Below are 22,796 nucleotides of genomic sequence, written 5' to 3'. Positions count from 1 at the left end.
TTTTAATTTTTCGTTTTAAGCCTTAATCAGTTTTGATCACTTATATGCCTTGAAGACAATAATTCGAAAAAGAATAAGCTCATCAAAATCATTGAGTAAGCATATATACTGTCCTCTATAGGAATAGTGCCCATTCGAATGCCTAAATTTTCAGCATTATTATACCATACGACTTGATTTTCGATCCAACTTCCTGTAAGAACACCATTCACAATAAAAAATGGAATTAACATCACCAAAAAAGTCAGAAAGAAGTGTTGCAGTAGTTTTGGATTATATTTTAAAACAATGAGTGTTAGTGGGATTGCTAAACTAAAATTAACGAGTGTATACCATTTGTCATAGTTGAAGATTAATACGAATACTAGTGTAAGTATCAAACCAACAGCAATTGATTTTGAACTGTTCTCTCCAAGTTTCATTTTAGGAAAATACAAAAGGAGGGCATAGTGTGTAAATACACAGGCAAAAGGAATGCATATAAAGAAAAGCCATTCTTCTAGTGGGAGACTTAGAATTTTGGTATTTAGAAAGTAATCAGGGTTGAAACCCCAAATTCCATTTATTGTAAAAATCACATCCCACGGAATAAAAACGGCCATAGTTATCATCAGGGAAATGAATAACCAATGAAACTTTTTATACAGTTGAAGTCTTGGATGAAAACTGTAGATAAACGGAATCGAAATAGATCCAATATTTAGCCACAAGTATAAAGTGTTCACAATTTATTTTTTAAAATATTTGAAGGGCACCACCAACATACCAAAGCATTCACCATCGCCTTTTCCTAAATGTTTATGGTGGATTTTGTGCGCCCGGCGCACCCCCTTGGCATACCAATTATTGGCTTTTCGAAACATTTTGAATCGTTGATGGATGAAAATGTCATGCACTATAAAATAAGTAGCGCCGTATGCCATTATCCCTAGTCCAATAGGAAGTCCAGCCCAAAAGCCTTCATAACTCCAGAAGTAAAAGCAAGTCATGCTTACCACTGCATAGAAGATAAAAAAGGCATCATTGCGTTCGAACCAACTGTCATGGTCCTTGTGGTGATGGTCTCTATGTAGGTGCCATAAAAAGCCATGCATTATGTATTTGTGTGTAAACCATGCCATGAATTCCATTATGCCAAAAGTGGCTAGAAATACAGCAATCCATAAGAGTACGTTCATAATCTTAAGCTTATAATAGATTCAGTTGATATTTAACATAACTGCGCGTCAACAGTTCTACTTTTTTATAATTAGGGACGCGAATTCGTGTATTTTTGATTTCTAAGGCCGGTGTTTTCTTTAGTTTTTTCAGTAATTGACTGTAATAACGATAAGCCATAAACACACCAAACTTTGCTTCTATTGGTAAAAGTTTTATTCCGTTCAATCCTTCAGCAAAATCATTTTCAATATTATCGATAATATGTTGTTTGGCAATTTCATCAAGGTTATTTAGGTCTGTGTTGGGGAAATACGTTCTGTTGAGTTCGTCGTGATCTGCCTTTAAATCTCTCAAAAAATTAACTTTTTGAAATGCAGAGCCTAAAGCCATTGCAGGTTTTTTTAATGCGTCGTACTTTTCCTGATCACCGTTTACAAACACTTTTAGGCACATCAAACCTACAACATCAGCAGAGCCATAGATGTAATTCTTGAATTCTTCTTCTGTTTTGTAAATAGATTTATGCAAATCTAAGCGCATGGAATTCATGAACGCTTCAACCAGTTCTCTGTCAATATTACATTTGTAGTAGGTGTGTTGAAATGCATTTAAGATAGGGTTTAAGCTGATTTTGTTTTTAAGTGCAACTTCTAAATCTGCTTCAAACTTAATAAAGAGATCTTTCTTTGGGTATTCGTGAAATGAGTCGACAATTTCGTCGGCCAATCGAACAAATCCATAGATATTGTAAATGTCTTGACGAATAGAGTTGGCCAGCATTTTGGTTGCCATCGAAAAAGATGTGCTGTAGGTTTTGGTGACAATTTTACTGCAGTCTTTGGATACAGTGTCGAAAATAGATTTCATAAACTCTTACTTTTAATACCAATACAAAAATTAATCACAAAACTTTTTGAATCAGTTCTGCGGTCAACTTTCCGGAGATTAGGGACGGGGGGACACCAGGTCCAGGCACAGTTAATTGCCCCGTAAAATATAAGTTCTCAACTTTTTTACTTTTCAATTTTGGTCGGAGAAATGCGGTTTGTAGTAGCGTGTTAGCCATTCCATAAGCATTTCCTTTGTATGAGTTATAGTCTTTTATAAAGTCATTCACACAAAACGACTCTTTAAAGATAATATTATTTTTAACATTTTGCTCAGTAACCGTTTCAAATCTTTGGATAATCTTGTCAAAGTAGATAGAACGTAACTCTTCTGTATCTTCCAGTCCTGGTGCTAGGGGAATCAAGAAAATACCTGCTTCTTTGCCTTTCGGAGCACAGGAATCATCAGTAATACTAGGGAAACTGGCGTAAAAAAGTGGTTTTTCTGGCCAAGCAGGATTATCGTAAATAGCTTCGGCATGAACATCAAAGTCAACATCAAAGAAAAGTGTATGATGATTCACATTTTTTAGTTTTTTATCAAACCCTACATAAAACAACAAAGACGATGGAGCAAAGGTTTTTTTAGACCAATATTTTTCAGAATATTGGCGGTATTTCTTTTTTAAAAGGGTTTCAGTGTGGTGATAATCCGCACCGCTTAGCACTAGGTCGCAGTAGTTTTTTTCCCCGTCTATTTCGATTCCGTTTGCTTTACCGTTATCCACCAGTATTGAAGTTACATTAGCATCAGTTTCTATGCAAACACCCAATTCTTTTGCGAGCTGTTCCATCGCTAAAATAACCTGATACATCCCTTGCTTTGGATGGAAGGTACCTAGTCCAAAATCGGCGTAATTCATGAAGCTGTAAAACGATGGAGTATCACTGGGTTTTGCTCCTAAAAACAATACTGGAAATTCCAAAATTTGTGCAAGTCTATTGTTTTTGAACCGCTTTCTAACATCCCGCTTAATAGTACTCAAAAATTGGTTTAGTTTCATTACAGTCTTTGGGGTAACCAATTCTAAAGGAGAAACTCCAGGATTGTATACCAAGTCTTTTATTGCAATGTCGTAATTGCTTTTTGCTACATCGATAAATTCTTTAAGTTTTTTTGAACTACCGGGTTCCTCATTTTCAAAAGCAGCGTAGATTTTTTCTAAACTATCCTCTATGCTTATAAAATCATTTTTACCAAAATAGACACTATAAGCAGGATTTAGCTTTTCTAGGGAGTAATACTCCGAGGGATGCTTTTGGAAATCACCAAAAAAACGTTCAAAAACATCAGGCATCCAGTACCATGTGGGTCCAATATCGAAAGTGAAGCCTTCTTTTTTAAGCTGACGTGCACGCCCACCTATAGTTTTGTTTTTTTCAAAAACGGTCACTTGGTATCCTGCCTGGGCAAGGTAGCATGCTGCAGCAAGTGACGAAAAGCCTGAGCCTATTATATGTATTGTCTTCTTCATTTGTGTATAAATGTAGTAAAAAGACTATACAGACTCATACTGTAAAAGTGTTTTTTACAAATCTTTAACTAAATCCTCTATTTTATCATACAACATTATATTTTTCGGGACGTTTTCCGGATTTAAATTTCGAATTCTATGTCCAATGAGTTTCGCACTATTTTTATTCACACTCAAGTATTCTTCAGAAAATATTTTCAAGTAATTGTGTATTTCATTGTCACTTGGTTTAATTGTAAAATAAGATATGTATATTATATCATCATAAAGTTTATTGATGTATTTCAAGTTATTCAAAGGTATGTTTTCGCCTAGAAAAATTGTGTGATATCCTAAACTCAAAATCTCATAATTAATAAATAATAAACCCAAATCATGCGTTTCGTTTTCAGGCAAGAAAAGTACAACTGTTTTGGTGCTAGGCCGAGGGTCTGTACTCTGCAGGCGCTCGATGTGTACCAAAATCTTTTGTTTAATATGAACAGTTAAAAAATGTTCATGTGATGGAGAGATAGTATTTGTTTGCCAAAGCATGCCCAAATCAAAAAGTAAGGGAATGAAAACCTCATAGAATATGGTCCTGAAGCTTTTTTCTTCAAGTAAGCTGTTGTATGTGTTGTAAAATAGAATTTGATCAAAGTTGAGCATTGCCAATTTAAAAGCAACTATGGCTTGGCTATCGTTTTTACCCATGAATGCTAATTCTCTTGTTTTTGGTGCAAGTTCCGTCTCGTCTAATGCGGCAATTTTAGAAATTTTAAAACCATTGCTGTTCAAAAAACTAATATTGAGAAGCTTCTGAAGATTGTTTAGGTCGTAATGCCTAATATTTGTTTTGCTGCGCTTGGGTTTAAGCAAGTTGTAACGCTTTTCCCATATGCGGATGGTATGCGCCTTTACACCAGAAAGGTTTTCAAGGTCTTTAATACTAAAGACGTGTTCAGTAGAGTTCATTATTATTTAGATTTAGGGTCTACTAAACTAATAAAAAAAAATGATAAAAGAAATGTTTGAAAAATAAGTGCGCACGAGAAGACTCGAACTTCCACGGGAATAATTCCCACTAGCCCCTCAAGCTAGCGCGTCTACCAATTCCGCCACGTGCGCAAAAACTTTGTAGAAAAAAAAGTTAAGACATTGCTTAACTTTTTGTGACTTGGCTGGGGCTCGAACCCAGGACCCTCTCCTTAAAAGGGAGATGCTCTACCAACTGAGCTACCAAGTCGGTTGGACTTGCTTTATGCGGCTGCAAAGATAATGGGTTTAATTAATAATACAATCTTTTTTTCTCAATATTTTTTCGTTTTTTTGTGTTATCACCTTTTGTGTGTTTCGTTTTAAAAAGTCATTACTATGATAGTTGCGTTGTTAGGTTATATGGGTTCAGGTAAATCGACTGTGGGTAAGGAGCTTGCAACAACACTTGCTTGTACTTTTTTGGATTTGGATGATTTTATTGAAAAACAAGAAAAACAATCTGTAACCGATTTATTTCAAACTAAGGGTCATGTTGAATTTAGAAAAATTGAAGCCAAAGCTGTACAAAATATTTGTAGGATTTACGTTGATTTAGTGCTTAGTCTAGGGGGTGGTACCCCTTGCTATGGTAATACCATGCAGTTTCTAAACCAACATCCGAATGTGAATACTGTATATCTAAAACTGTCAGTAAAAAATTTAACCAATCGTTTAATCTTAGAAAAATCTAAGCGTCCTCTCATTGCAAATGTTAATGACGCTGACTTATCTGAGTTTATAGCTAAACATTTGTTTGAGCGTTCAAACTTTTACAACCAAGCAAAGCTAAGTATTTCAGCCGACGATCAAAGCGTTGATCAAATTGTAGCAGAGATTGCTAATGATTTAGATGAGTACAACTTTTGAGTTGTCTTTTTCAAAAATAACATCAATATGCTCATTGAGGGAAGTGGATAGTGAGATTCCTTTGAAGTCGGCCTTGACAGGGTATTTTTTATGGTTTCTGTTTACAAGAACTGCAGTTTTAAATTGTGCAAGTGGGCTATCTAAAAAATGTTTAACGCCATAGATAAGCGTAGTGCCAGAATGTAAAACATCATCGATGAGAATCAAAGATTTACCAGCATAGTCTTCAGCTGCTATCGAAGTACTGATTTGCTCTGTTGGTTTTTTTTTGTTGATTTTAACGGCACACAATAGGACTTTAATTTCAGAGATATCCTCAAGCTGTTTTTTTATTTTTTCAGCTAAAACATAACCATTGGACTGAATTCCTGCCAGAATTACTTCTTTTTGATTAACATTAGTCTCATATATTTGATACGCAATACGTCTAATTTTATGATTTATTTCTCTATTGTTTAGAATGCAATTTTGTGTCAATGCCATACAATTCTTTTTTTTCAAATATAAAAAAGACATTTAAACTTAACTGCTTAATTTTTGTCAAAATCTAAGTAGCCTTCAATGTCTCTACGGTCTTTTTTTGTTGGTCGTCCTTCTCCTTTTTTACGGTAGTGCTCTTTAGCGAGTTTTAAAAGCTCTTTTGCTTCAAATTCAGACTTTGGCGTAGTGTCTTGCCTGTACTGGTCTACTAATTTTGCGCCAACACGACTTTTTGGCAAGTCAAGAACAGTCATTCGATAATTCACCTGATTAATACGAACGTTAATTTCATCAGTAGGGTAAACTTCTCTACTTGGTTTGACTATAGATTCATTAACTCGAACCTGTCCTTTTTTTGTTGCGTTAGAAGCTATTGTTCTTGTTTTGAAATAACGCAAACACCACAAAAACTTATCAATTCTCATATTTTTTTTAAAACTCTATTTTCTTTTACACAAAAATAGCATAATATTGTATCTTGCAGCTCCTAAAATGTTATTATGAGAAACAATTTTCTTTTCCTATTTATTTTTTCTCTTTTTGTTTTCAACTGTAATGAAGACGAAAATGAAACAACATCAATCCCTCCAAGGGATAGAGCTGAACAGCAAGCGAGTGATTTGGATACACTTCAAAATTATTTTAACACTCATTATTACAACTCAGGGGAATTGAATGCATTGACTACTTATCCTACTTTAGAAAATATTGTTATTTCCAAATTAGAAGAAGGTGACTTACAACCACCAAACACAACAATGTTGTCCAATGCTGTTGTGCAAAAAACAACAATTTACAACGATGTTTCTTATGAATATTACATTTTAAATATCGAACAAGGACTTGGTGAATCACCCCATTTTACAGATCAAGTTCGTGTGAACTATATTGGGACAACAATTGATGGTAATGAATTTGATCGTTCAGTAAGCCCTACAGACTTAGATCTAGTTTATACCATAACTGGTTGGAATAAAGTGTTGCCACAGTTTAATACTGCTAGTGCATTTGCAACTAACAATGATGGAACTGTAACTTTTGAGAATTACGGGATTGGACTTATGTTTTTGCCTTCAGGTCTTGCATACTTTAATAATGCAGTCTCAGGAATTCCTTCCTATTCATGTCTTATCTTTAAATTTGAATTATATCAGCACAAAGTTATGGATCACGACAATGATTTTATTCCAAGCTATTTGGAGGATGATGATGAGGATAGGGATATTTTTAATGATAACACGGACAGTGATTCATTCAGTAACTTCGCTGATAATGATGATGACGGTGATGGATATAAAACATACAGAGAGATCACATATATTACCCTAACAGGAGCTTCTCGCGCAGGTTTACTAGCTCAAATGCTAGCAGAAGAACCTCTAGCTTCTAATCAAATTTTTTCTGCTATTGATCAGGACGATAACGGTAGCTTTTCTGTAAAACTAATTACATTAGAAGATACAAATGGTAATGGTATTCCAAATTATTTAGATCCAAACGATGCAGCAACTTTAAATTAGTATCTTTAAACATAAAACACAAAAAAACCCGCAACAGCGGGTTTTTTTGTGCCACTATTTTTTTACTTTCTTGCCATTACTTTTTTTGCTTTTTCTACAATTGTAGATGAATCTAAACCATACTTTTTCATCAATTGTGCAGGTGTTCCCGATTCACCAAAGGTGTCGTTGGTAGCTACAAATTCTTGAGGAGTAGGTGCGTTGAGTGCAAGTACACGCGCAATACTTTCACCTAACCCGCCCAAGTGATTGTGTTCTTCGGCAGTCACAATGCATCCCGTTTTAGCTACAGATGCTAAAAGTGCTTTCTCATCTAGTGGTTTGATGGTGTGGTAGTTGAGAACATCAGCAGAAATCCCTTTTTCATTTAATTCTTTGGCAGCTTCAAGTGCTTCCCAAACAAGATGTCCAGTGGCGACTATAGTCACATCTGTACCTTCTTGTAAATGCACGGCTTTTCCTATTTCAAAAACTTGATCTTCAGCTGTAAAAATTGGCACAGAGGGGCGACCAAACCTTAGGTACACTGGACCATTGTATTCGGCTATTGCTATAGTTGCTGCCTTAGTTTGGTTGTAATCACATGGATTTATGACCACCATTCCTGGAAGCATTTTCATTAATCCTATATCTTCTAGAATTTGGTGTGTTGCACCATCTTCTCCTAAAGTTAAGCCTGCGTGTGAAGCACAAATTTTAACATTTTTACCAGAGTACGCGATTGATTGACGTATTTGATCGTAAACGCGACCTGTCGAAAAATTTGCAAATGTTCCTGTAAATGGAATTTTGCCTCCAATTGTGAGTCCTGCAGCAATACCTATCATATTTGCTTCTGCTATTCCAACTTGGAAAAAGCGGTCAGGGTTTTCATTTTTAAAAGCATCCATTTTGAGCGATCCTATCAGGTCTGCACAAAGTGCAACCACATTTGGGTTAGTTCTACCAAGCTCGGCTAGACCAGCTCCAAAACCACTTCTTGTATCTTTTTTTTCTGTGTATGAGTATGTTTTCATTGTTGTTGGTTTTGAATATTAATAATCGCCTAGTGTTTCGGGATTTTGCTCAAGGGCAGAAGCCAGTTGTTCGTCGTTTGGAGCTTTTCCGTGCCATGCGTGGGTGTGCATCATAAAGTCTACACCATTCCCCATCATAGTTTCTAAAAGCACACATACGGGTTTGCCTTTACCAGTTTCCGATTTTGCATTAGCCATTCCTTTCAATATAGCTTCTAAATTATTTCCATCTTTAATTTCCACAACAGTCCAATCAAAAGCTTCAAATTTAGCCTTTAAACTCCCCATATTTAAAACATCGTCAGTTGCTCCATCAATTTGTTTTCCATTCAAGTCAACAGTTGCAATAATGTTATCAATTTTTTTCGCTGAGGCGTACATGATCGCTTCCCAATTTTGACCTTCTTGAAGCTCTCCGTCACCATGAAGAGTGTAAACTAAATGAGGATCATTGTTTAGTTTTTTGGCCTGTGCAGCTCCAATTGCTACAGACATTCCTTGCCCCAGTGAACCCGATGCAATTCGTATCCCAGGCAATCCCTCGTGTGTTGTAGGGTGGCCTTGAAGTCTTGAATCTAGAAGTCTGAATGTATTTAATTCTTCAATTGGAAAATAACCACTGCGTGCAAGTACACTGTAAATTACCGGAGAAATATGTCCGTTTGATAGAAAGAATAAATCTTCATCATGACCGTCCATGTGAAAGCCTTCTTTTCTATCCATGATTTCCTTGTATAGAGCAACAAGAAATTCTGCACATCCTAGAGAGCCTCCAGGGTGGCCAGAATTGACTTTATGGACCATCCGTAAAATGTCGCGCCGGACTTGTGTTGTAAGCTCATTTAGCTGTGTGATTGACATATTTGGTTTCTTAAAATTAGTTAGACCAAATTTAAATTTAATTTTTATTTGGCAATGCACTTTTCCTTATTATTTGTGACAAATAACTAACAACTTATTAAACATCTAATTTCCTGTTTTGGCTTCGCCATATATTTGTATATTTGAGCTTTAAAAGTCTATTGGTTTTACGGGCCAAAAGCCTATTTATTGATGAATTACTTACTCTGAATAAATAAATAATAATCCATTCAATTTTTGAAACTTGAAATTTGATTTATTAAAAAAGGATAAAAACACAAAGGCAAGAGCTGCTACACTTACAACGGATCACGGGGTTATTGAAACCCCAATTTTTATGCCAGTTGGCACGGTAGGCACAGTAAAAGGAGTGCACCAAAGAGAGCTAAAAAACGACATTAATCCAGATGTTATTTTGGGTAATACATACCACCTATACTTGAGGCCTCAAATTGAGATTTTAGAAAAAGCAGGCGGTTTACATAAGTTTATGAATTGGGATCGTAACATTCTTACTGATTCAGGAGGTTATCAGGTTTATTCGTTGTCTGCAAACAGAAAGATTAAAGAGGAAGGTGTAAAATTTAGAAGTCATATTGATGGTAGTTACCATGTCTTTACTCCAGAAAATGTTATGGAAATTCAGCGCAGTATCGGTGCTGATATAATTATGGCTTTTGACGAATGTACTCCTTATCCATGCGACTATAACTATGCCAAACGATCAATGCACATGACCCACAGATGGTTAGACCGTTGTATAAACCATCTTGATAATCTGCCTTTTAAATATGGATACAGTCAAGCGTTCTTTCCGATTGTTCAAGGAAGCACTTATAAAGATCTACGAAAACAATCTGCAGAGTATATTGCTAATGCAGATGCTGTTGGTAATGCCATTGGCGGATTATCGGTTGGTGAGCCAGCTGAAGAAATGTACGCCATGACAGATGTTGTTTGCGCTGTTTTACCAGAAGACAAGCCCCGTTACCTTATGGGAGTGGGTACACCAATAAACATCCTAGAAAATATTGCTTTGGGTATTGATATGTTTGATTGTGTTATGCCGACTAGGAATGCCCGCAATGGGATGTTATTTACTGCACACGGTACCATAAATATCAAAAACAGGAAATGGGCTGACGATTTTTCTCCGATTGATGAAATGGGCATCACATGGGTTGATACTGAATATTCTAAAGCATATTTAAAACACCTCTTTAGTGTAAATGAATTGCTAGGCAAACAAATTGCCACAATTCATAATCTAGGATTTTATTTGTGGTTGGTTCGTGAGGCTAGAAAGCGTATTTTAGCTGGAGATTTTGATACTTGGAAAACCAAAATGGTAGCCCAAATGGATAAGCGTTTGTAGTTTATGAAGATTTTCGATTGGTACATCCTGAAGCGATACTTGCTTACATTTTTCTTAATGTTGTTGCTGTTTATCCCTATAGGAATAACTGTTAATTTGGCAGAAAAAATTGATCGAATACTTGAAAATAAAGTCCCCTTTGAAGAAGTAGTTGCCTATTATGTTGATTTTACTATATATTTTGCAAACCTACTTTTTCCTTTATTTTTATTTTTATCGGTAATTTGGTTTACCTCAAAATTAGCCAACAATACTGAAATAGTTGCCTTTTTGAGTTCTGGTATTTCTTTTTCAAGATTTCTTAGACCTTATTTCATTGGAGCAACCATTATTGCTGTTTTGGCTCTTCTTTTGGGGTTATATTGGGCTCCAGTTGCCAGTAAAGGGTTTAATGAGTTCACTTACAAGTACTTAAAGAATAAGAAGGTTGTAGAAACACAATACATTTATCAACAAATCAATGAAAATGAATATATCTATGTAAGTAATTTTGACACAAAATCGATGCGTGGAAACAATTTCACTCTTGAACATTTTGACGGAAATAGATTAGAGTATAAAATTCATGCCAATGCTATTCGTTATATTGAAGAGGATAGTACATACCGTTTGTCCAACTACAATTTACGCCGAATAGGAATTGATGATGATTCATTAGTATTTAAACGTCGTTTAGACACTCTTTTGGGGTTTGATCTTCAAGATCTAACTCCGCCAATGTATGTAGCAGAAACATTAACTGCTAGTGAGTTGTCCGATTTTATTGATCGAGAAGAAGCTCGGGGTTCATCCAATATAAATAGGTACAGGGTAGTTCAATACAAAAAATTGAGTTTACCTGTTTCAGTTTTTATTTTGACTATTATTGCAGTTGCTGTATCTTCTATAAAGCGCAGAGGTGGTATGGGGGTTAATTTGGCTTTTGGAATTGTAATTGCTATGACCTATGTATTCTTTGATAAAGTTTTCAGCGTGATGGCTGAACAGTCAGACTTTTCTCCTCTGGTAGCTGTTTGGTTCCCAAATATTATTTTTGGTATACTAGCAATCTATCTTTTGTTCAATGCTAAGCGATAAATTTAAGAATCAAATCCACCTGCATTTTTTGGTCTTTATTGCTGGATTTACGGCAATTTTAGGTGAATTAATTTCACTTGATGCTACACCACTTGTTTGGTATCGGATGGTTATTGCAGGTCTACTGATGTTTTTTTTCATCAAAATAAAAAAGATAAGCCTCAAAGTATCAATAAAAGCCCTAGTTCAATTTTCTTTAGCAGGTATTATTATTGCTTTACATTGGATTACTTTTTTTGCATCCATAAAAGCCTCCAATATATCCATAGCCTTAGCTATGTTTTCTACTGGTGCTTTTTTTGCTTCACTCATTGAACCTATCTTTTACAAAAGGAAAATCATTAAGTATGAACTCTTTTTTGGTTTAATTGTAACGCTTGGAATTTTTCTTATTATGCAAACCGAGTTGAAGTTCCTGTTAGGTATACTTTTAGGGATATCATCTGCTTTATTCTCTACGCTATTTGCTGTTCTTAATGGAAAATTTGTTGCAGAACACAATGCCAGTACCATTTCTTTTTATGAATTTATTAGCGGAGTTGTGTTTATTTCTATTTGCTTATTTTTCACGTCAGATGGATTCGATAGAGAATTTTTTAATCTTTCGCTCTCAGATTTGGGGTTCATATTTATTTTGGCTTCAATTTGTACGGCTTATGCCTTTATTGCTTCTGTCCACGTTATGAAATACCTCACACCTTACACCTTAGTGTTAACCTATAATTTGGAACCAATTTATGGAATTCTACTTGCGCTATTTCTATTTCCAGAGTCTGAGACCATGAGTACTTCTTTTTACTTAGGTGCATCGTTGATCATTAGTACTGTTGTTTTAAACGCTATTTTTAAACAAAAAAGCAACAAAATTAAATCTTAATTGAGGACTAAAGTATAAAGTTCATATATTTGTTGTCTTGCTAACCAAAAGCAATTTCTTATGGAATATTTAGAATTTGAATTACCAATAAAGGAACTGGAAGATCAACTTCAGAAATGCGAAATTATCGGCAAAGAAAGCGACGTTGATGTTACTGAAACATGTCAGCAAATCCAAACTAAACTTGAGCTTGCCAAGAAAGAAATTTATAAGAATTTAAGTCCTTGGCAGCGTGTCCAATTGTCTCGTCATCCGAATAGACCCTACACACTGGACTATATTAATGCATTAACAAAAGGGACTTTTTTAGAACTGCACGGCGATCGTAATTTTAAGGATGACAAAGCGATGATAGGCGGTCTTGGTAAAATTGGAGATCAAAGTTTTATGTTTATTGGACAACAAAAAGGATTCAATACCAAAACGCGTCAATACCGAAACTTTGGTATGGCCAATCCGGAAGGCTACAGAAAAGCCCTTCGATTGATGAAATCAGCCGAGAAATTTGGTATTCCAGTTGTTTCGCTAATTGATACGCCAGGGGCATACCCTGGGCTTGAAGCTGAAGAGCGTGGTCAAGGCGAGGCTATTGCTCGAAATATTTTGGAAATGACTCGTCTAAAGGTGCCCATCATTGTTGCCATCATTGGCGAAGGTGCTAGTGGTGGTGCTTTAGGTATTGGAGTAGGAGATAAGGTTCTTATGCTAGAAAACACATGGTACTCTGTAATTTCTCCTGAGTCATGTTCTTCTATTCTTTGGAGAAGTTGGGAATATAAAGAACAAGCAGCAGAAGCTTTGAAATTAACTGCCAAAGACATGAAGCGAATGAAATTAGTTGATCAAATTGTCAAAGAACCACTAGGAGGAGCCCATAAAGATCCCCAAAAGACATATTTAGCAATTGAAAATGCTATTTTGAAATCTTTCGATGAACTCAAAGTACTTTCACAAAATGAACTAGTAGAACAACGCATGGATAAATATGCGCAAATGGGGGTTTACAAAGACTAATAAACTACTATTGCCCTATTAAATTTTTTGGAAAGTTCGTTTTTATTGGCTATTAACAATAGTTATGACTTGTTAACAATTTTTTTGTTGAGTATTCGTTGATTAAAATTCGAACTCCACTGCTAATTTTTATGTACATTCGTAAGCATGAAACAACCAGAGTCTTATAAAAACTTTGCTACTGATCGATCAAAAATTATCAGTTTAGAGCAAGGTAAAATACCGCCACAAGCCATTGACCTTGAAGAAGTTGTCTTGGGCGCTATGATGATCGATAAAAAAGGAGTGGATGAAGTTATCGACATTCTCAGTATTGAATCTTTTTACAAACAAGCACACCAACATATTTTTGAAGCAATACTTTTGCTTTTTGAGAGTAGCCAACCCATTGACCTTTTAACGGTTTCCTCTCAACTTCGAAAGAACCAAAAATTAGACATTGTTGGTGGTGATTTTTACTTAATTGGACTCACTCAAAAGGTTTCATCTTCTGCTCATATTGAGTTTCATGCTCGTATAATATTACAAAAATTTATTCAGCGCAGTCTAATTAAGATTTCTAATGAAATAATTGAAGATTCATTTGACGAAACCAAAGATGTTTTTGACCTGCTTGATAAAGCAGAGTCAAAACTGTATGATGTCACGCAAGGCAACATAAAAAAATCAACTGAAACGGCTCAAGATTTGGTGTTTCAAGCCAAACGAAAAATTGAAGAAATATCCAATAAAGAGGGTTTAAGCGGTATACCATCTGGATTTGACAAAGTAGACAAACTCACGTCTGGATGGCAAGAAAGTGATCTTATAATTGTGGCTGCTCGACCTGGTATGGGTAAAACAGCACTTACGCTTTCTATGGCACGTAATATTGCCGTAAATCAAAATATTCCTGTAGCATTCTTTTCTTTGGAGATGTCTTCTGTTCAGTTGATCACGCGTTTGATTTCATCTGAAACAGGGCTAAGTTCAGAGAAATTGAGAACTGGAAAACTTGAAAAACACGAATGGGAACAACTCAATGTAAAAGTAAAATCTCTTGAGAAAGCACCTCTTTACATAGACGATACCCCATCATTATCTATTTTTGATTTACGTGCAAAAGCCAGACGTTTGGCCTCACAAAATGGAATCAAACTTATTATTGTTGATTATCTCCAACTAATGACGGCGGGAGGTAGCCAAAAAACTGGTAATCGAGAACAAGAGATTTCTATGATTTCTCGTAATCTAAAAGCTTTGGCTAAGGAACTTAGTGTTCCTGTTATAGCCCTTTCTCAGCTTTCTAGAGCTGTTGAGACAAGAGGTGGAAGTAAGCGTCCTTTGCTCTCTGATTTGAGAGAATCTGGTGCGATAGAGCAAGATGCCGATATTGTATCCTTCATTTACAGGCCAGAATATTATAAAATTGAAGAATGGGATGACGAAGAACACACGCCTTGTGAAGGTCAAGCGGAGTTCATCATAGCGAAACACCGAAATGGAGGACTCGATAACATTAGGTTAAAATTTATCGGTCATCTTGGTAAATTTGATAATTTAGATAATTTTGATTCTCCTTTTGATGCTGAGTTCCATTCCAAAATGAATGCCGCTGCTAATGACGATACCTTTGCTGAAGACAACTCGATTCAAATGGATCCGAATGATGCATTTGGCCCCCCGGATGACGATACGCCATACTAATTCTAAATACGGAATTGTCCATGCAGCGTAGATCTCTTTTGTTGGTTTTTTTTCTTTGTTTTTTCACAAATTCATTTGCTAGTTACATCCTCATTCCGATGGATGCCAAAACACAGAAAAACCATCTTAAAGCCTATGGTATTACATACTGGCTGCTTGAGCAAAATCAAAAAGTAAAATGGTTGCTGAATTACCGTGGAGGTGCATTTTTGGTATCTGATTCAAAACGGATTCAGAATGAGTGTCTTATTCGAGGCGTTTCTTATGAACTTATCAGTGACTCGCGAACAGCAGAAATCTTAGAAGACATTGGAAGTCCAAGTAAAAATATGGATGCTGTACTATTGGAGAAAGCACCAAAAATCGCTGTATACTCTCCAAGTGGGAAACAGCCGTGGGATGATGCAGTGACTTTAGTACTTACTTATGCGGAAATTCCTTATGATGTTATTTACGATACTGAAGTGCTTAATGATGCTCTTCTTGTGTATGATTGGTTACACTTACATCACGAAGATTTTACTGGACAATACGGTAAGTTCTATAGAGCATACCGTAATGCTGCTTGGTATATTGAACAGCAGAAAAATGCCCAAGCTCTCGCGAATGATCTAGGGTTTAAAAAAGTATCTGAGGCTAAATTAGCTGTAGCTCAAAAGATAAAAGCATATGTATTGGGTGGAGGGTTTATGTTTGCCATGTGTAGTGCTACGGATAGTTTTGATATTGCTTTAGCGGCTCAACAGCTCGACATTTGTGAACCAATGTTTGATGGGGATGGAACTACCCCTAACTACCAATTACAGCTCGATTTCAATTCGACTTTTGCCTTTAAAGAATTTGTTATTGAACGTGATCCTAATGTCTATGAGTTTTCCTCTATTGATCAAACAGCTCTGCGCCAAATTCCAAAAGAATCGGATTACTTTTCACTTATGGAATACTCTGCTAAATGGGACCCTGTTCCAACTATGCTTAATCAAAATCATACAGCACTTGTTAAGGGGTTCATGGGGCAAACAACAGCCTACAATCGCAGTCAAATTAAGTCCGATATTTTGGTTTTGGGCGAAAATAAACTCAATAATGAAGCCCGCTATATTCACGGAATAAAAGGAAAAGGTTTTTTTACTTTTTATGGAGGTCACGACCCTGAAGACTATACCCATAGAGTAGGGGATCCAAAAACAGAGCTGGAACTACACCCGACTTCTCCTGGATACCGACTCATTCTAAATAATGTACTCTTTCCAGCTGCAAAAAAGAAAAAGCAAAAAACTTAATTTCAAATGATATTAATTCGCTAACGTATGTTCAATTGAATTATATTCCGATAATACAGCCGTTGGTATGCCCACTCGTCCTTGAAAACAAAAAATTTTTAGTGATTTGCTGTTATAATTAAATCAAAAAAAAACCTGCTTTCATAAAGCAGGTTTTTTTTAGCGAATAATTTGTTATTAATCAGGCAGTAGCCTATTTTATCTTCTGTACTATGGCTTCAAAAGCCTTAGGGTCATTCATAGCTAAATCGGCTAGAACCTTGCGGTTGAGGTCGATATTGTTAGCTTTAAGTTTTCCCATAAATTGAGAATAAGACATTCCGTGTAGTCTTGCACCGGCGTTAATACGCATGATCCAAAGGGCACGAAAAGTTCTTTTCTTGTTTCTACGGTCTCTATACGCATAAAGCATGGCTTTATCCACTGCATTTTTTGCAACAGTCCATACGTTTTTACGTCGTCCAAAATAGCCTTTGGCTTGTTTTAGGACTTTTTTTCTGCGGGCTCTTTTGGCCACTGAATTTACTGATCTTGGCATAATGTTTCTGTTTTTGTAGTTGGCGTCCTAGTTATATTTCAGGATCTTTCTAAATTTGGCCAAACTCCATGGTTAAAAATTAATGTTACCTAAATTACGATTACTTTAAACGTAATTGTTGTTTGATGTTTGCCTCATCACTCTCGTGTACTAAAGTACTGTGAGTCAGGGCTAGCTTGCGTTTTTTGGACTTCTTTGTTAAAATGTGACTTTTAAACGCATGCTTTCTTTTGATTTTTCCAGAGCCAGTAAGCTTAAAGCGTTTCTTGGCACTAGATTTTGTTTTCATTTTTGGCATGTTCTGCTTTTTTATTTAGTTATTCGCTTTTATTTTTACTTTTTAATTGGGGCGATAAACATAATCATACGTTTTCCCTCAAGTTTTGGCATTTGTTCTACTTTACCAAGATCTTCTAAGTCCTGCGCTAGACGCAACAACAAAATTTGACCCTGTTCTTTAAAAATAATAGAACGTCCCTTAAAAAACACAAAAGCTTTCAATTTAGCACCTTCTTTCAAAAACTTTTCAGCGTGTTTTTTCTTGAAGTTGTAATCATGGTCATCAGTGTTTGGTCCAAAACGGATTTCCTTAACCACTACTTTTGCGGCTTTGGATTTTAATACTTTTTCGCGTTTCTTTTGTTCGTAAAGAAACTTTTTATAGTCCATTACTTTACATACTGGCGGTACAGCTTTCGGAGATATTTCTACAAGATCCAATCCTTGTTCATTGGCAAGAGCTAGTGCTGCGGAGAGTTTATACACTCCAATTTCAACATTGTCGCCAACCAAGCGCAATTCTTCAGAAGTTATTTTTCTGTTGATGCGGTGCTTGTCTTCTCTTATGACCCGCATTGGGCCTCTGCTTCTTCGTCTACGTATTGCTATGACTTTATTTTTTAGTTAAACTTAAAATTCTTTTAATGTCTTTTTAATCTCTTGCTCTATGATTGTTGAAAATTCATCAATTTTAATTGCTCCTAAATTTTCACCACCGTGCTGGCGGACAGAGAGTGTTTCGGTTTGTTCTTCTTGCTCGCCAACAATGATCATGAAGGGTATTTTTTTCATTTCGGCATCCCGAATTTTCTTACCCATGGTTTCATTTCTATTGTCAATGAGGCCGCGAATTTCGTTATTTTCTAACAAATTTAAAACTTTTTCGGCGTATTTCTCATATTTTTCACTGATGGTGAGTATTACAGCTTGTTCTGGCATTAGCCAAAGTGGGAAATTTCCACCTGTATGTTCAAGCAAAATTGCCACAAATCGTTCCAAACTTCCAAAGGGAGCGCGGTGGATCATAATCGGTCTGTGCAGTTCATTGTCTGATCCTTTGTAGGTCAAATCAAAACGCTCCGGTAGATTATAATCTACTTGTATGGTTCCCAGTTGCCAACTTCTTCCCAAGGCATCTTTAACCATAAAATCTAATTTTGGCCCATAAAAGGCAGCTTCTCCAGATTCCACAACAAAATCTAAGCCTTTAGATTCTGCAGCATTGATGATGGCTTGCTCCGCTTTTTCCCAGTTCTCAATAGTGCCTATGTACTTTTCTGGCGTGTTTGAATCTCGAACTGAAACTTGAGCTGTAAAATTTTCAAAACCTAGTGATCTGAAAACGTAGAGTACAAGATCAATAACATTTTTAAACTCCTGATCTAATTGATTTGGTCTGCAAAAAATATGCGCGTCATCTTGAGTAAAGCCCCTGACTCGTGTTAACCCATGTAATTCTCCACTTTGTTCATACCTGTAAACTGTACCAAATTCAGCATAGCGTTTTGGTAATTCCCTGTAGCTGTATGGTTTTGCATTGTAAATTTCACAATGATGTGGGCAATTCATTGGTTTTAATAAAAACTCTTCATCCTCTTTGGGTGTATTTATCGCTTGGAAACTATCTTCGCCATATTTTTCATAATGGCCCGAGGTAATATACAATTCTTTTTGACCAATGTGTGGAGTAACAACCATCTCGTAACCAGCTTTTATTTGTGCTTTTTTCAAAAAATCCTCTAAGCGTGAACGCAGCGCCGCACCATTAGGCAGCCACAAGGGAAGACCCTGGCCGACTTTTTTTGAAAAAGTGAATAACTCCAATTGCTTACCGAGCTTTCGGTGATCACGCTTTTTAGCTTCTTCCAACAAGGCTAAATATTCTTTAAGTTCTTTTTGTTTAGGGAAGGAAGTTCCATAGACTCTAGTTAATTGTTTGTTGTTTTCATCTCCTCGCCAATACGCACCAGCAACGCTTAATATCTTAACCGCTTTGATAATTCCTGTGTTTGGTATATGTCCTCCGCGGCACAAATCCGAGAATGTTGAATGATCACAAAAAGTGATTTCTCCATCCGTAAGGTTTTCGATGAGTTCTACTTTGTACTGGTTTCCTTCGTCTTTATACTTTTTTAAAGCCTCCATTTTAGATACTGATTTCATTGTGAAATCGTGTTTATCTCGAGCAATTTCAAGCATTTTATCCTCGATTCTCTTAAAGTCTTTATCAGAAATTGAATCATCACCCAAATCGACGTCGTAGTAAAACCCGTTTTCAATAGCTGGTCCAATCGATAACTTTACACCAGGATATAATTCTTCTAAAGCTTGTGCTAAAACATGTGAGCTAGAATGCCAAAATGCTTTTTTACCTTCACTATCTCTCCATGTATACAGAACAAGTTTCCCATCAGTATTTAAAATCGTTGATGTTTCTACTACATGATTATTAAAGCTAGCTGAAATAACATTTCTAGCAAAACCTTCACTGATGTCCTTGGCAACATCCATAACCGTTAATTGCTCTTCATAAGAGCGAATACTTCCATCGGGTAAAGTAATGTGTATCATAAAATCATTAATATGGAGGGCAAATATAAGTTTATATCTCTTCTTAAACAATAACTTACATCATAACTTAGCGGTAAATTATTTCTAGTTTTGAAATCATTAAGTATTCTAAAGTTCTCATTTTTAGTATATTATAGACACTTTGTGTTCTAACAGAGTAATTTCACAAAAACTTCCTTTAATTTTTTTTCAAAATTAATTTAAAAACTATTGTGTGTACGGAAAAAGGGTTTTATATTTGCACCCGCTTTGCGTCTGAGTGCGCAAAGTTTTGATTTTAAGACACGTTCATTAAACATATTGATTGACAGCGTAGGGATTGATTGGAAACGATTGATCTCGACAGAGAATAGACCATTTTGAGTACTGAAAAATTAAATTTCCTTTAGTTGTTATATAGAACAAGCTTGAGATATAGCTTAACAAATAACGATGAAGAGTTTGATCCTGGCTCAGGATGAACGCTAGCGGCAGGCCTAACACATGCAAGTCGAGGGGTAACAGGGAGAAGCTTGCTTTTCCGCTGACGACCGGCGCACGGGTGCGTAACGCGTATACAATCTGCCTTATACTGGGGTATAGCCTTTAGAAATGAAGATTAATCCCCCATAGTCTCTTAGAGTGGCATCATTTTAGGAGTAAAGGTTACGGTATAAGATGAGTATGCGTTCTATTAGTTTGTTGGTGAGGTAACGGCTCACCAAGGCTACGATAGATAGGGGCCCTGAGAGGGGGATCCCCCACACTGGTACTGAGACACGGACCAGACTCCTACGGGAGGCAGCAGTGAGGAATATTGGACAATGGAGGCAACTCTGATCCAGCCATGCCGCGTGCAGGAAGACTGCCCTATGGGTTGTAAACTGCTTTTATATAGGAAGAAACCTACTTACGTGTAAGTAGCTGACGGTACTATAAGAATAAGGATCGGCTAACTCCGTGCCAGCAGCCGCGGTAATACGGAGGATCCAAGCGTTATCCGGAATCATTGGGTTTAAAGGGTCCGTAGGTGGATAATTAAGTCAGAGGTGAAATCTTGCAGCTCAACTGTAAAATTGCCTTTGATACTGGTTATCTTGAGTTATTATGAAGTAGTTAGAATATGTAGTGTAGCGGTGAAATGCATAGATATTACATAGAATACCAATTGCGAAGGCAGATTACTAATAATCAACTGACACTGATGGACGAAAGCGTGGGTAGCGAACAGGATTAGATACCCTGGTAGTCCACGCCGTAAACGATGGTTACTAGCTGTTTGGACCTTGTGTCTGAGTGGCTAAGCGAAAGTGATAAGTAACCCACCTGGGGAGTACGTTCGCAAGAATGAAACTCAAAGGAATTGACGGGGGCCCGCACAAGCGGTGGAGCATGTGGTTTAATTCGATGATACGCGAGGAACCTTACCAGGGCTTAAATGTAAGTTGCATTAGTTAGAGATAGCTATTTCTTCGGACCACTTACAAGGTGCTGCATGGTTGTCGTCAGCTCGTGCCGTGAGGTGTCAGGTTAAGTCCTATAACGAGCGCAACCCCTGTTGTTAGTTGCCAGCGAGTCATGTCGGGAACTCTAACAAGACTGCCGGTGCAAACCGTGAGGAAGGTGGGGATGACGTCAAATCATCACGGCCCTTACGTCCTGGGCTACACACGTGCTACAATGGTCGGTACAGAGAGCAGCCACTACGCGAGTAGGAGCGAATCTTCAAAGCCGATCACAGTTCGGATCGGAGTCTGCAACTCGACTCCGTGAAGCTGGAATCGCTAGTAATCGGATATCAGCCATGATCCGGTGAATACGTTCCCGGGCCTTGTACACACCGCCCGTCAAGCCATGGAAGTTGGGAGTGCCTGAAGTCCGTTACCGCAAGGAGCGGCCTAGGGTAAAATCGATAACTAGGGCTAAGTCGTAACAAGGTAGCCGTACCGGAAGGTGCGGCTGGAACACCTCCTTTCTAGAGAAAGACGACTAGAGGTAAATTAAGTAAGGAAAAGAGTGCGTTTATTCTCACAGCTGTTAATTAAAAAAGATACCAAGTAAAAAAGTAGAGTCTCATAGCTCAGCTGGTTAGAGCGCTACACTGATAATGTAGAGGTCGGCAGTTCGAGTCTGCCTGAGACTACTAATTTTTTTTGAATTGGAAATTCTAGAAGTTGAGGATGTAGTTAAGAGTCACTAACTACTAACTACTATGTACTAACTACTAGTATATGGGGAATTAGCTCAGCTGGCTAGAGCGCCTGCCTTGCACGCAGGAGGTCATCGGTTCGACTCCGATATTCTCCACAAAAACGTTCATTGACATATTGAAAAAAGATACATGAAATTAGATAGAAATATTTAATAAAAGTAATAATTATTGTAACGAGCAATAATAAGGTATCATGATATTATATTTAGGGGTTAATTTATTAGCTTTTAAGGATTTTATTGTGGTGCTTAATAGTAACTCATTAAAAAGACAAAAAGTACAATAAGCTAAATAAGAGCGTATGGGGAATGCCTAGGCTCTCAGAGGCGATGAAGGACGTGATAAGCTGCGAAAAGTTGCGGGGATTGGCACATACAAATTGATCCGCAAATATCCGAATGGGGCAACCCACTATGTTGAAGACATAGTATCCGCAAGGAGGCAAACCCAGGGAACTGAAACATCTAAGTACCTGGAGGAGAAGAAAACAAAAGTGATTCCGTAAGTAGTGGCGAGCGAACGCGGAATAGCCCAAACCAGTGTTGTTACGGCAATACTGGGGTTGTAGGACTGCGTCATTGTATGAATCATGAATTAGAACTGTTTGGAAAGACAGACCAA

At 36.9% G+C, this 22,796-nt stretch carries 21 protein-coding genes, 4 tRNA genes and 2 rRNA genes (1 of these 27 cut by a window edge); 12 read left to right on the top strand and 15 right to left on the bottom strand.

Annotated elements, in window-relative coordinates; translation table 11 throughout:
• Positions 1–26: 26 nt before the first annotated feature.
• The 7 genes from FORMA_RS02895 to FORMA_RS02865 form a co-directional block, all read right to left on the bottom strand.
• Positions 27–725 carry a lycopene cyclase domain-containing protein gene (locus tag FORMA_RS02895; RefSeq protein ID WP_069674238.1) on the bottom strand — a complete coding sequence of 233 codons (699 nt, stop codon included), beginning with the start codon at positions 723–725 and terminating at the stop codon, positions 27–29.
• A 3-nt stretch (positions 726–728) separates the two neighbouring features.
• Complete coding sequence (locus tag FORMA_RS02890) at positions 729–1,178, bottom strand: sterol desaturase family protein (RefSeq protein ID WP_069674237.1); 450 nt, start codon at positions 1,176–1,178, stop codon at positions 729–731.
• Positions 1,179–1,188: 10 nt separating this feature from the next.
• Positions 1,189–2,028 carry a phytoene/squalene synthase family protein gene (locus FORMA_RS02885; RefSeq protein WP_069674236.1) on the bottom strand — a complete coding sequence of 280 codons (840 nt, stop codon included), beginning with the start codon at positions 2,026–2,028 and terminating at the stop codon, positions 1,189–1,191.
• A gap of 34 nt (positions 2,029–2,062) precedes the next feature.
• The gene (locus tag FORMA_RS02880; protein WP_069674235.1) at positions 2,063–3,523 is read right to left on the bottom strand and encodes a phytoene desaturase family protein; all 1,461 of its coding nucleotides are present in this window, start codon (positions 3,521–3,523) and stop codon (positions 2,063–2,065) included.
• Between the two features lie 54 nt (positions 3,524–3,577).
• Positions 3,578–4,477, bottom strand: a complete 900-nt coding sequence (locus tag FORMA_RS02875; protein WP_069674234.1) for a MerR family transcriptional regulator — start codon at positions 4,475–4,477, stop codon at positions 3,578–3,580.
• 68 nt (positions 4,478–4,545) lie between these two features.
• A tRNA-Leu gene (locus FORMA_RS02870) sits at positions 4,546–4,630 on the bottom strand.
• 45 nt (positions 4,631–4,675) lie between these two features.
• Positions 4,676–4,748: transfer RNA gene (locus FORMA_RS02865), tRNA-Lys, on the bottom strand.
• 128 nt (positions 4,749–4,876) lie between these two features.
• Between FORMA_RS02865 and FORMA_RS02860 the strand changes: the two genes are divergently transcribed.
• Positions 4,877–5,407 (top strand): shikimate kinase, encoded by a 531-nt coding sequence (locus FORMA_RS02860; RefSeq protein ID WP_069674233.1) that lies wholly within the window; start codon positions 4,877–4,879, stop codon positions 5,405–5,407.
• Here FORMA_RS02860 and FORMA_RS02855 read toward each other — a convergent pair.
• Entirely contained in the window at positions 5,387–5,890 is a 504-nt protein-coding gene (locus FORMA_RS02855; protein WP_069675422.1) for a phosphoribosyltransferase family protein, read from the bottom strand. The genes FORMA_RS02860 and FORMA_RS02855 overlap by 21 nt on opposite strands.
• A 47-nt stretch (positions 5,891–5,937) precedes the next feature.
• Positions 5,938–6,312 (bottom strand): RNA-binding S4 domain-containing protein, encoded by a 375-nt coding sequence (locus tag FORMA_RS02850; RefSeq protein WP_069674232.1) that lies wholly within the window; start codon positions 6,310–6,312, stop codon positions 5,938–5,940.
• 75 nt (positions 6,313–6,387) lie between these two features.
• Between FORMA_RS02850 and FORMA_RS02845 the strand changes: the two genes are divergently transcribed.
• Positions 6,388–7,407: an FKBP-type peptidyl-prolyl cis-trans isomerase gene (locus FORMA_RS02845; protein WP_069674231.1), complete on the top strand. Its 1,020-nt coding sequence runs from the start codon at positions 6,388–6,390 to the stop codon at positions 7,405–7,407.
• Positions 7,408–7,469: 62 nt separating this feature from the next.
• Here FORMA_RS02845 and FORMA_RS02840 read toward each other — a convergent pair whose 3' ends face one another.
• Together FORMA_RS02840 and FORMA_RS02835 are read right to left on the bottom strand one after the other, a co-directional pair.
• On the bottom strand, positions 7,470–8,423 hold the full coding sequence (locus FORMA_RS02840) for a transketolase family protein (RefSeq protein WP_069674230.1): 954 nt from the start codon (positions 8,421–8,423) through the stop codon (positions 7,470–7,472).
• An 18-nt stretch (positions 8,424–8,441) separates the two neighbouring features.
• Positions 8,442–9,284, bottom strand: coding sequence for a transketolase (locus FORMA_RS02835; RefSeq protein ID WP_069674229.1), 843 nt, complete (start codon positions 9,282–9,284; stop codon positions 8,442–8,444).
• A gap of 244 nt (positions 9,285–9,528) precedes the next feature.
• Between FORMA_RS02835 and tgt the strand changes: the two genes are divergently transcribed.
• From tgt to FORMA_RS02805, 6 genes are all read left to right on the top strand, one after another.
• A complete protein-coding gene (gene tgt / locus FORMA_RS02830; protein ID WP_069674228.1) occupies positions 9,529–10,659 on the top strand; it encodes a tRNA guanosine(34) transglycosylase Tgt in 1,131 nt (376 codons plus the stop codon).
• 3 nt (positions 10,660–10,662) lie between these two features.
• Complete coding sequence (locus FORMA_RS02825; protein WP_069674227.1) at positions 10,663–11,736, top strand: LptF/LptG family permease; 1,074 nt, start codon at positions 10,663–10,665, stop codon at positions 11,734–11,736.
• On the top strand, positions 11,723–12,613 hold the full coding sequence (locus FORMA_RS02820; protein ID WP_069674226.1) for a DMT family transporter: 891 nt from the start codon (positions 11,723–11,725) through the stop codon (positions 12,611–12,613). Before FORMA_RS02825 ends, FORMA_RS02820 begins: the two co-directional genes overlap by 14 nt.
• A 60-nt stretch (positions 12,614–12,673) precedes the next feature.
• On the top strand, positions 12,674–13,627 hold the full coding sequence (locus FORMA_RS02815) for an acetyl-CoA carboxylase carboxyltransferase subunit alpha (RefSeq protein WP_069674225.1): 954 nt from the start codon (positions 12,674–12,676) through the stop codon (positions 13,625–13,627).
• Between the two features lie 147 nt (positions 13,628–13,774).
• Positions 13,775–15,313 carry a replicative DNA helicase gene (gene dnaB, locus FORMA_RS02810; protein WP_069674224.1) on the top strand — a complete coding sequence of 513 codons (1,539 nt, stop codon included), beginning with the start codon at positions 13,775–13,777 and terminating at the stop codon, positions 15,311–15,313.
• A 20-nt stretch (positions 15,314–15,333) separates the two neighbouring features.
• The gene (locus tag FORMA_RS02805; RefSeq protein ID WP_197500775.1) at positions 15,334–16,596 is read left to right on the top strand and encodes an asparagine synthetase B; all 1,263 of its coding nucleotides are present in this window, start codon (positions 15,334–15,336) and stop codon (positions 16,594–16,596) included.
• Positions 16,597–16,789: 193 nt separating this feature from the next.
• Here the strand turns inward: FORMA_RS02805 and rplT are convergent, their stop codons facing one another.
• The 4 genes from rplT to thrS form a co-directional block, all read right to left on the bottom strand.
• Positions 16,790–17,134 (bottom strand): 50S ribosomal protein L20, encoded by a 345-nt coding sequence (gene rplT / locus FORMA_RS02800; RefSeq protein ID WP_069674222.1) that lies wholly within the window; start codon positions 17,132–17,134, stop codon positions 16,790–16,792.
• 100 nt (positions 17,135–17,234) lie between these two features.
• Positions 17,235–17,432: a 50S ribosomal protein L35 gene (gene rpmI / locus FORMA_RS02795; protein ID WP_069674221.1), complete on the bottom strand. Its 198-nt coding sequence runs from the start codon at positions 17,430–17,432 to the stop codon at positions 17,235–17,237.
• Between the two features lie 35 nt (positions 17,433–17,467).
• Positions 17,468–17,989, bottom strand: a complete 522-nt coding sequence (gene infC / locus FORMA_RS02790; RefSeq protein ID WP_083236543.1) for a translation initiation factor IF-3 — start codon at positions 17,987–17,989, stop codon at positions 17,468–17,470.
• A gap of 54 nt (positions 17,990–18,043) precedes the next feature.
• Positions 18,044–19,984, bottom strand: coding sequence for a threonine--tRNA ligase (thrS, locus tag FORMA_RS02785; protein ID WP_069674220.1), 1,941 nt, complete (start codon positions 19,982–19,984; stop codon positions 18,044–18,046).
• A gap of 429 nt (positions 19,985–20,413) precedes the next feature.
• Here thrS and FORMA_RS02780 point away from each other — a divergent pair.
• The 4 genes from FORMA_RS02780 to FORMA_RS02765 form a co-directional block, all read left to right on the top strand.
• Positions 20,414–21,938 (top strand): 16S ribosomal RNA (locus FORMA_RS02780).
• A gap of 94 nt (positions 21,939–22,032) precedes the next feature.
• A tRNA-Ile gene (locus FORMA_RS02775) sits at positions 22,033–22,106 on the top strand.
• A gap of 90 nt (positions 22,107–22,196) precedes the next feature.
• Positions 22,197–22,270: transfer RNA gene (locus FORMA_RS02770), tRNA-Ala, on the top strand.
• Positions 22,271–22,455: 185 nt separating this feature from the next.
• A 23S ribosomal RNA gene (locus FORMA_RS02765) occupies positions 22,456–22,796 on the top strand; it runs 2,481 nt beyond the window's last position.
• Together the 16S and 23S rRNA genes with 2 tRNA genes alongside form the textbook arrangement of a ribosomal RNA operon.

Source organism: Formosa sp. Hel3_A1_48 (genome assembly GCF_001735715.1).
GTDB lineage: Bacteria > Bacteroidota > Bacteroidia > Flavobacteriales > Flavobacteriaceae > UBA3537.
Note: the sequence above shows the minus strand (reverse complement) of the source record. Positions and strands in the feature narration are given on the sequence as shown.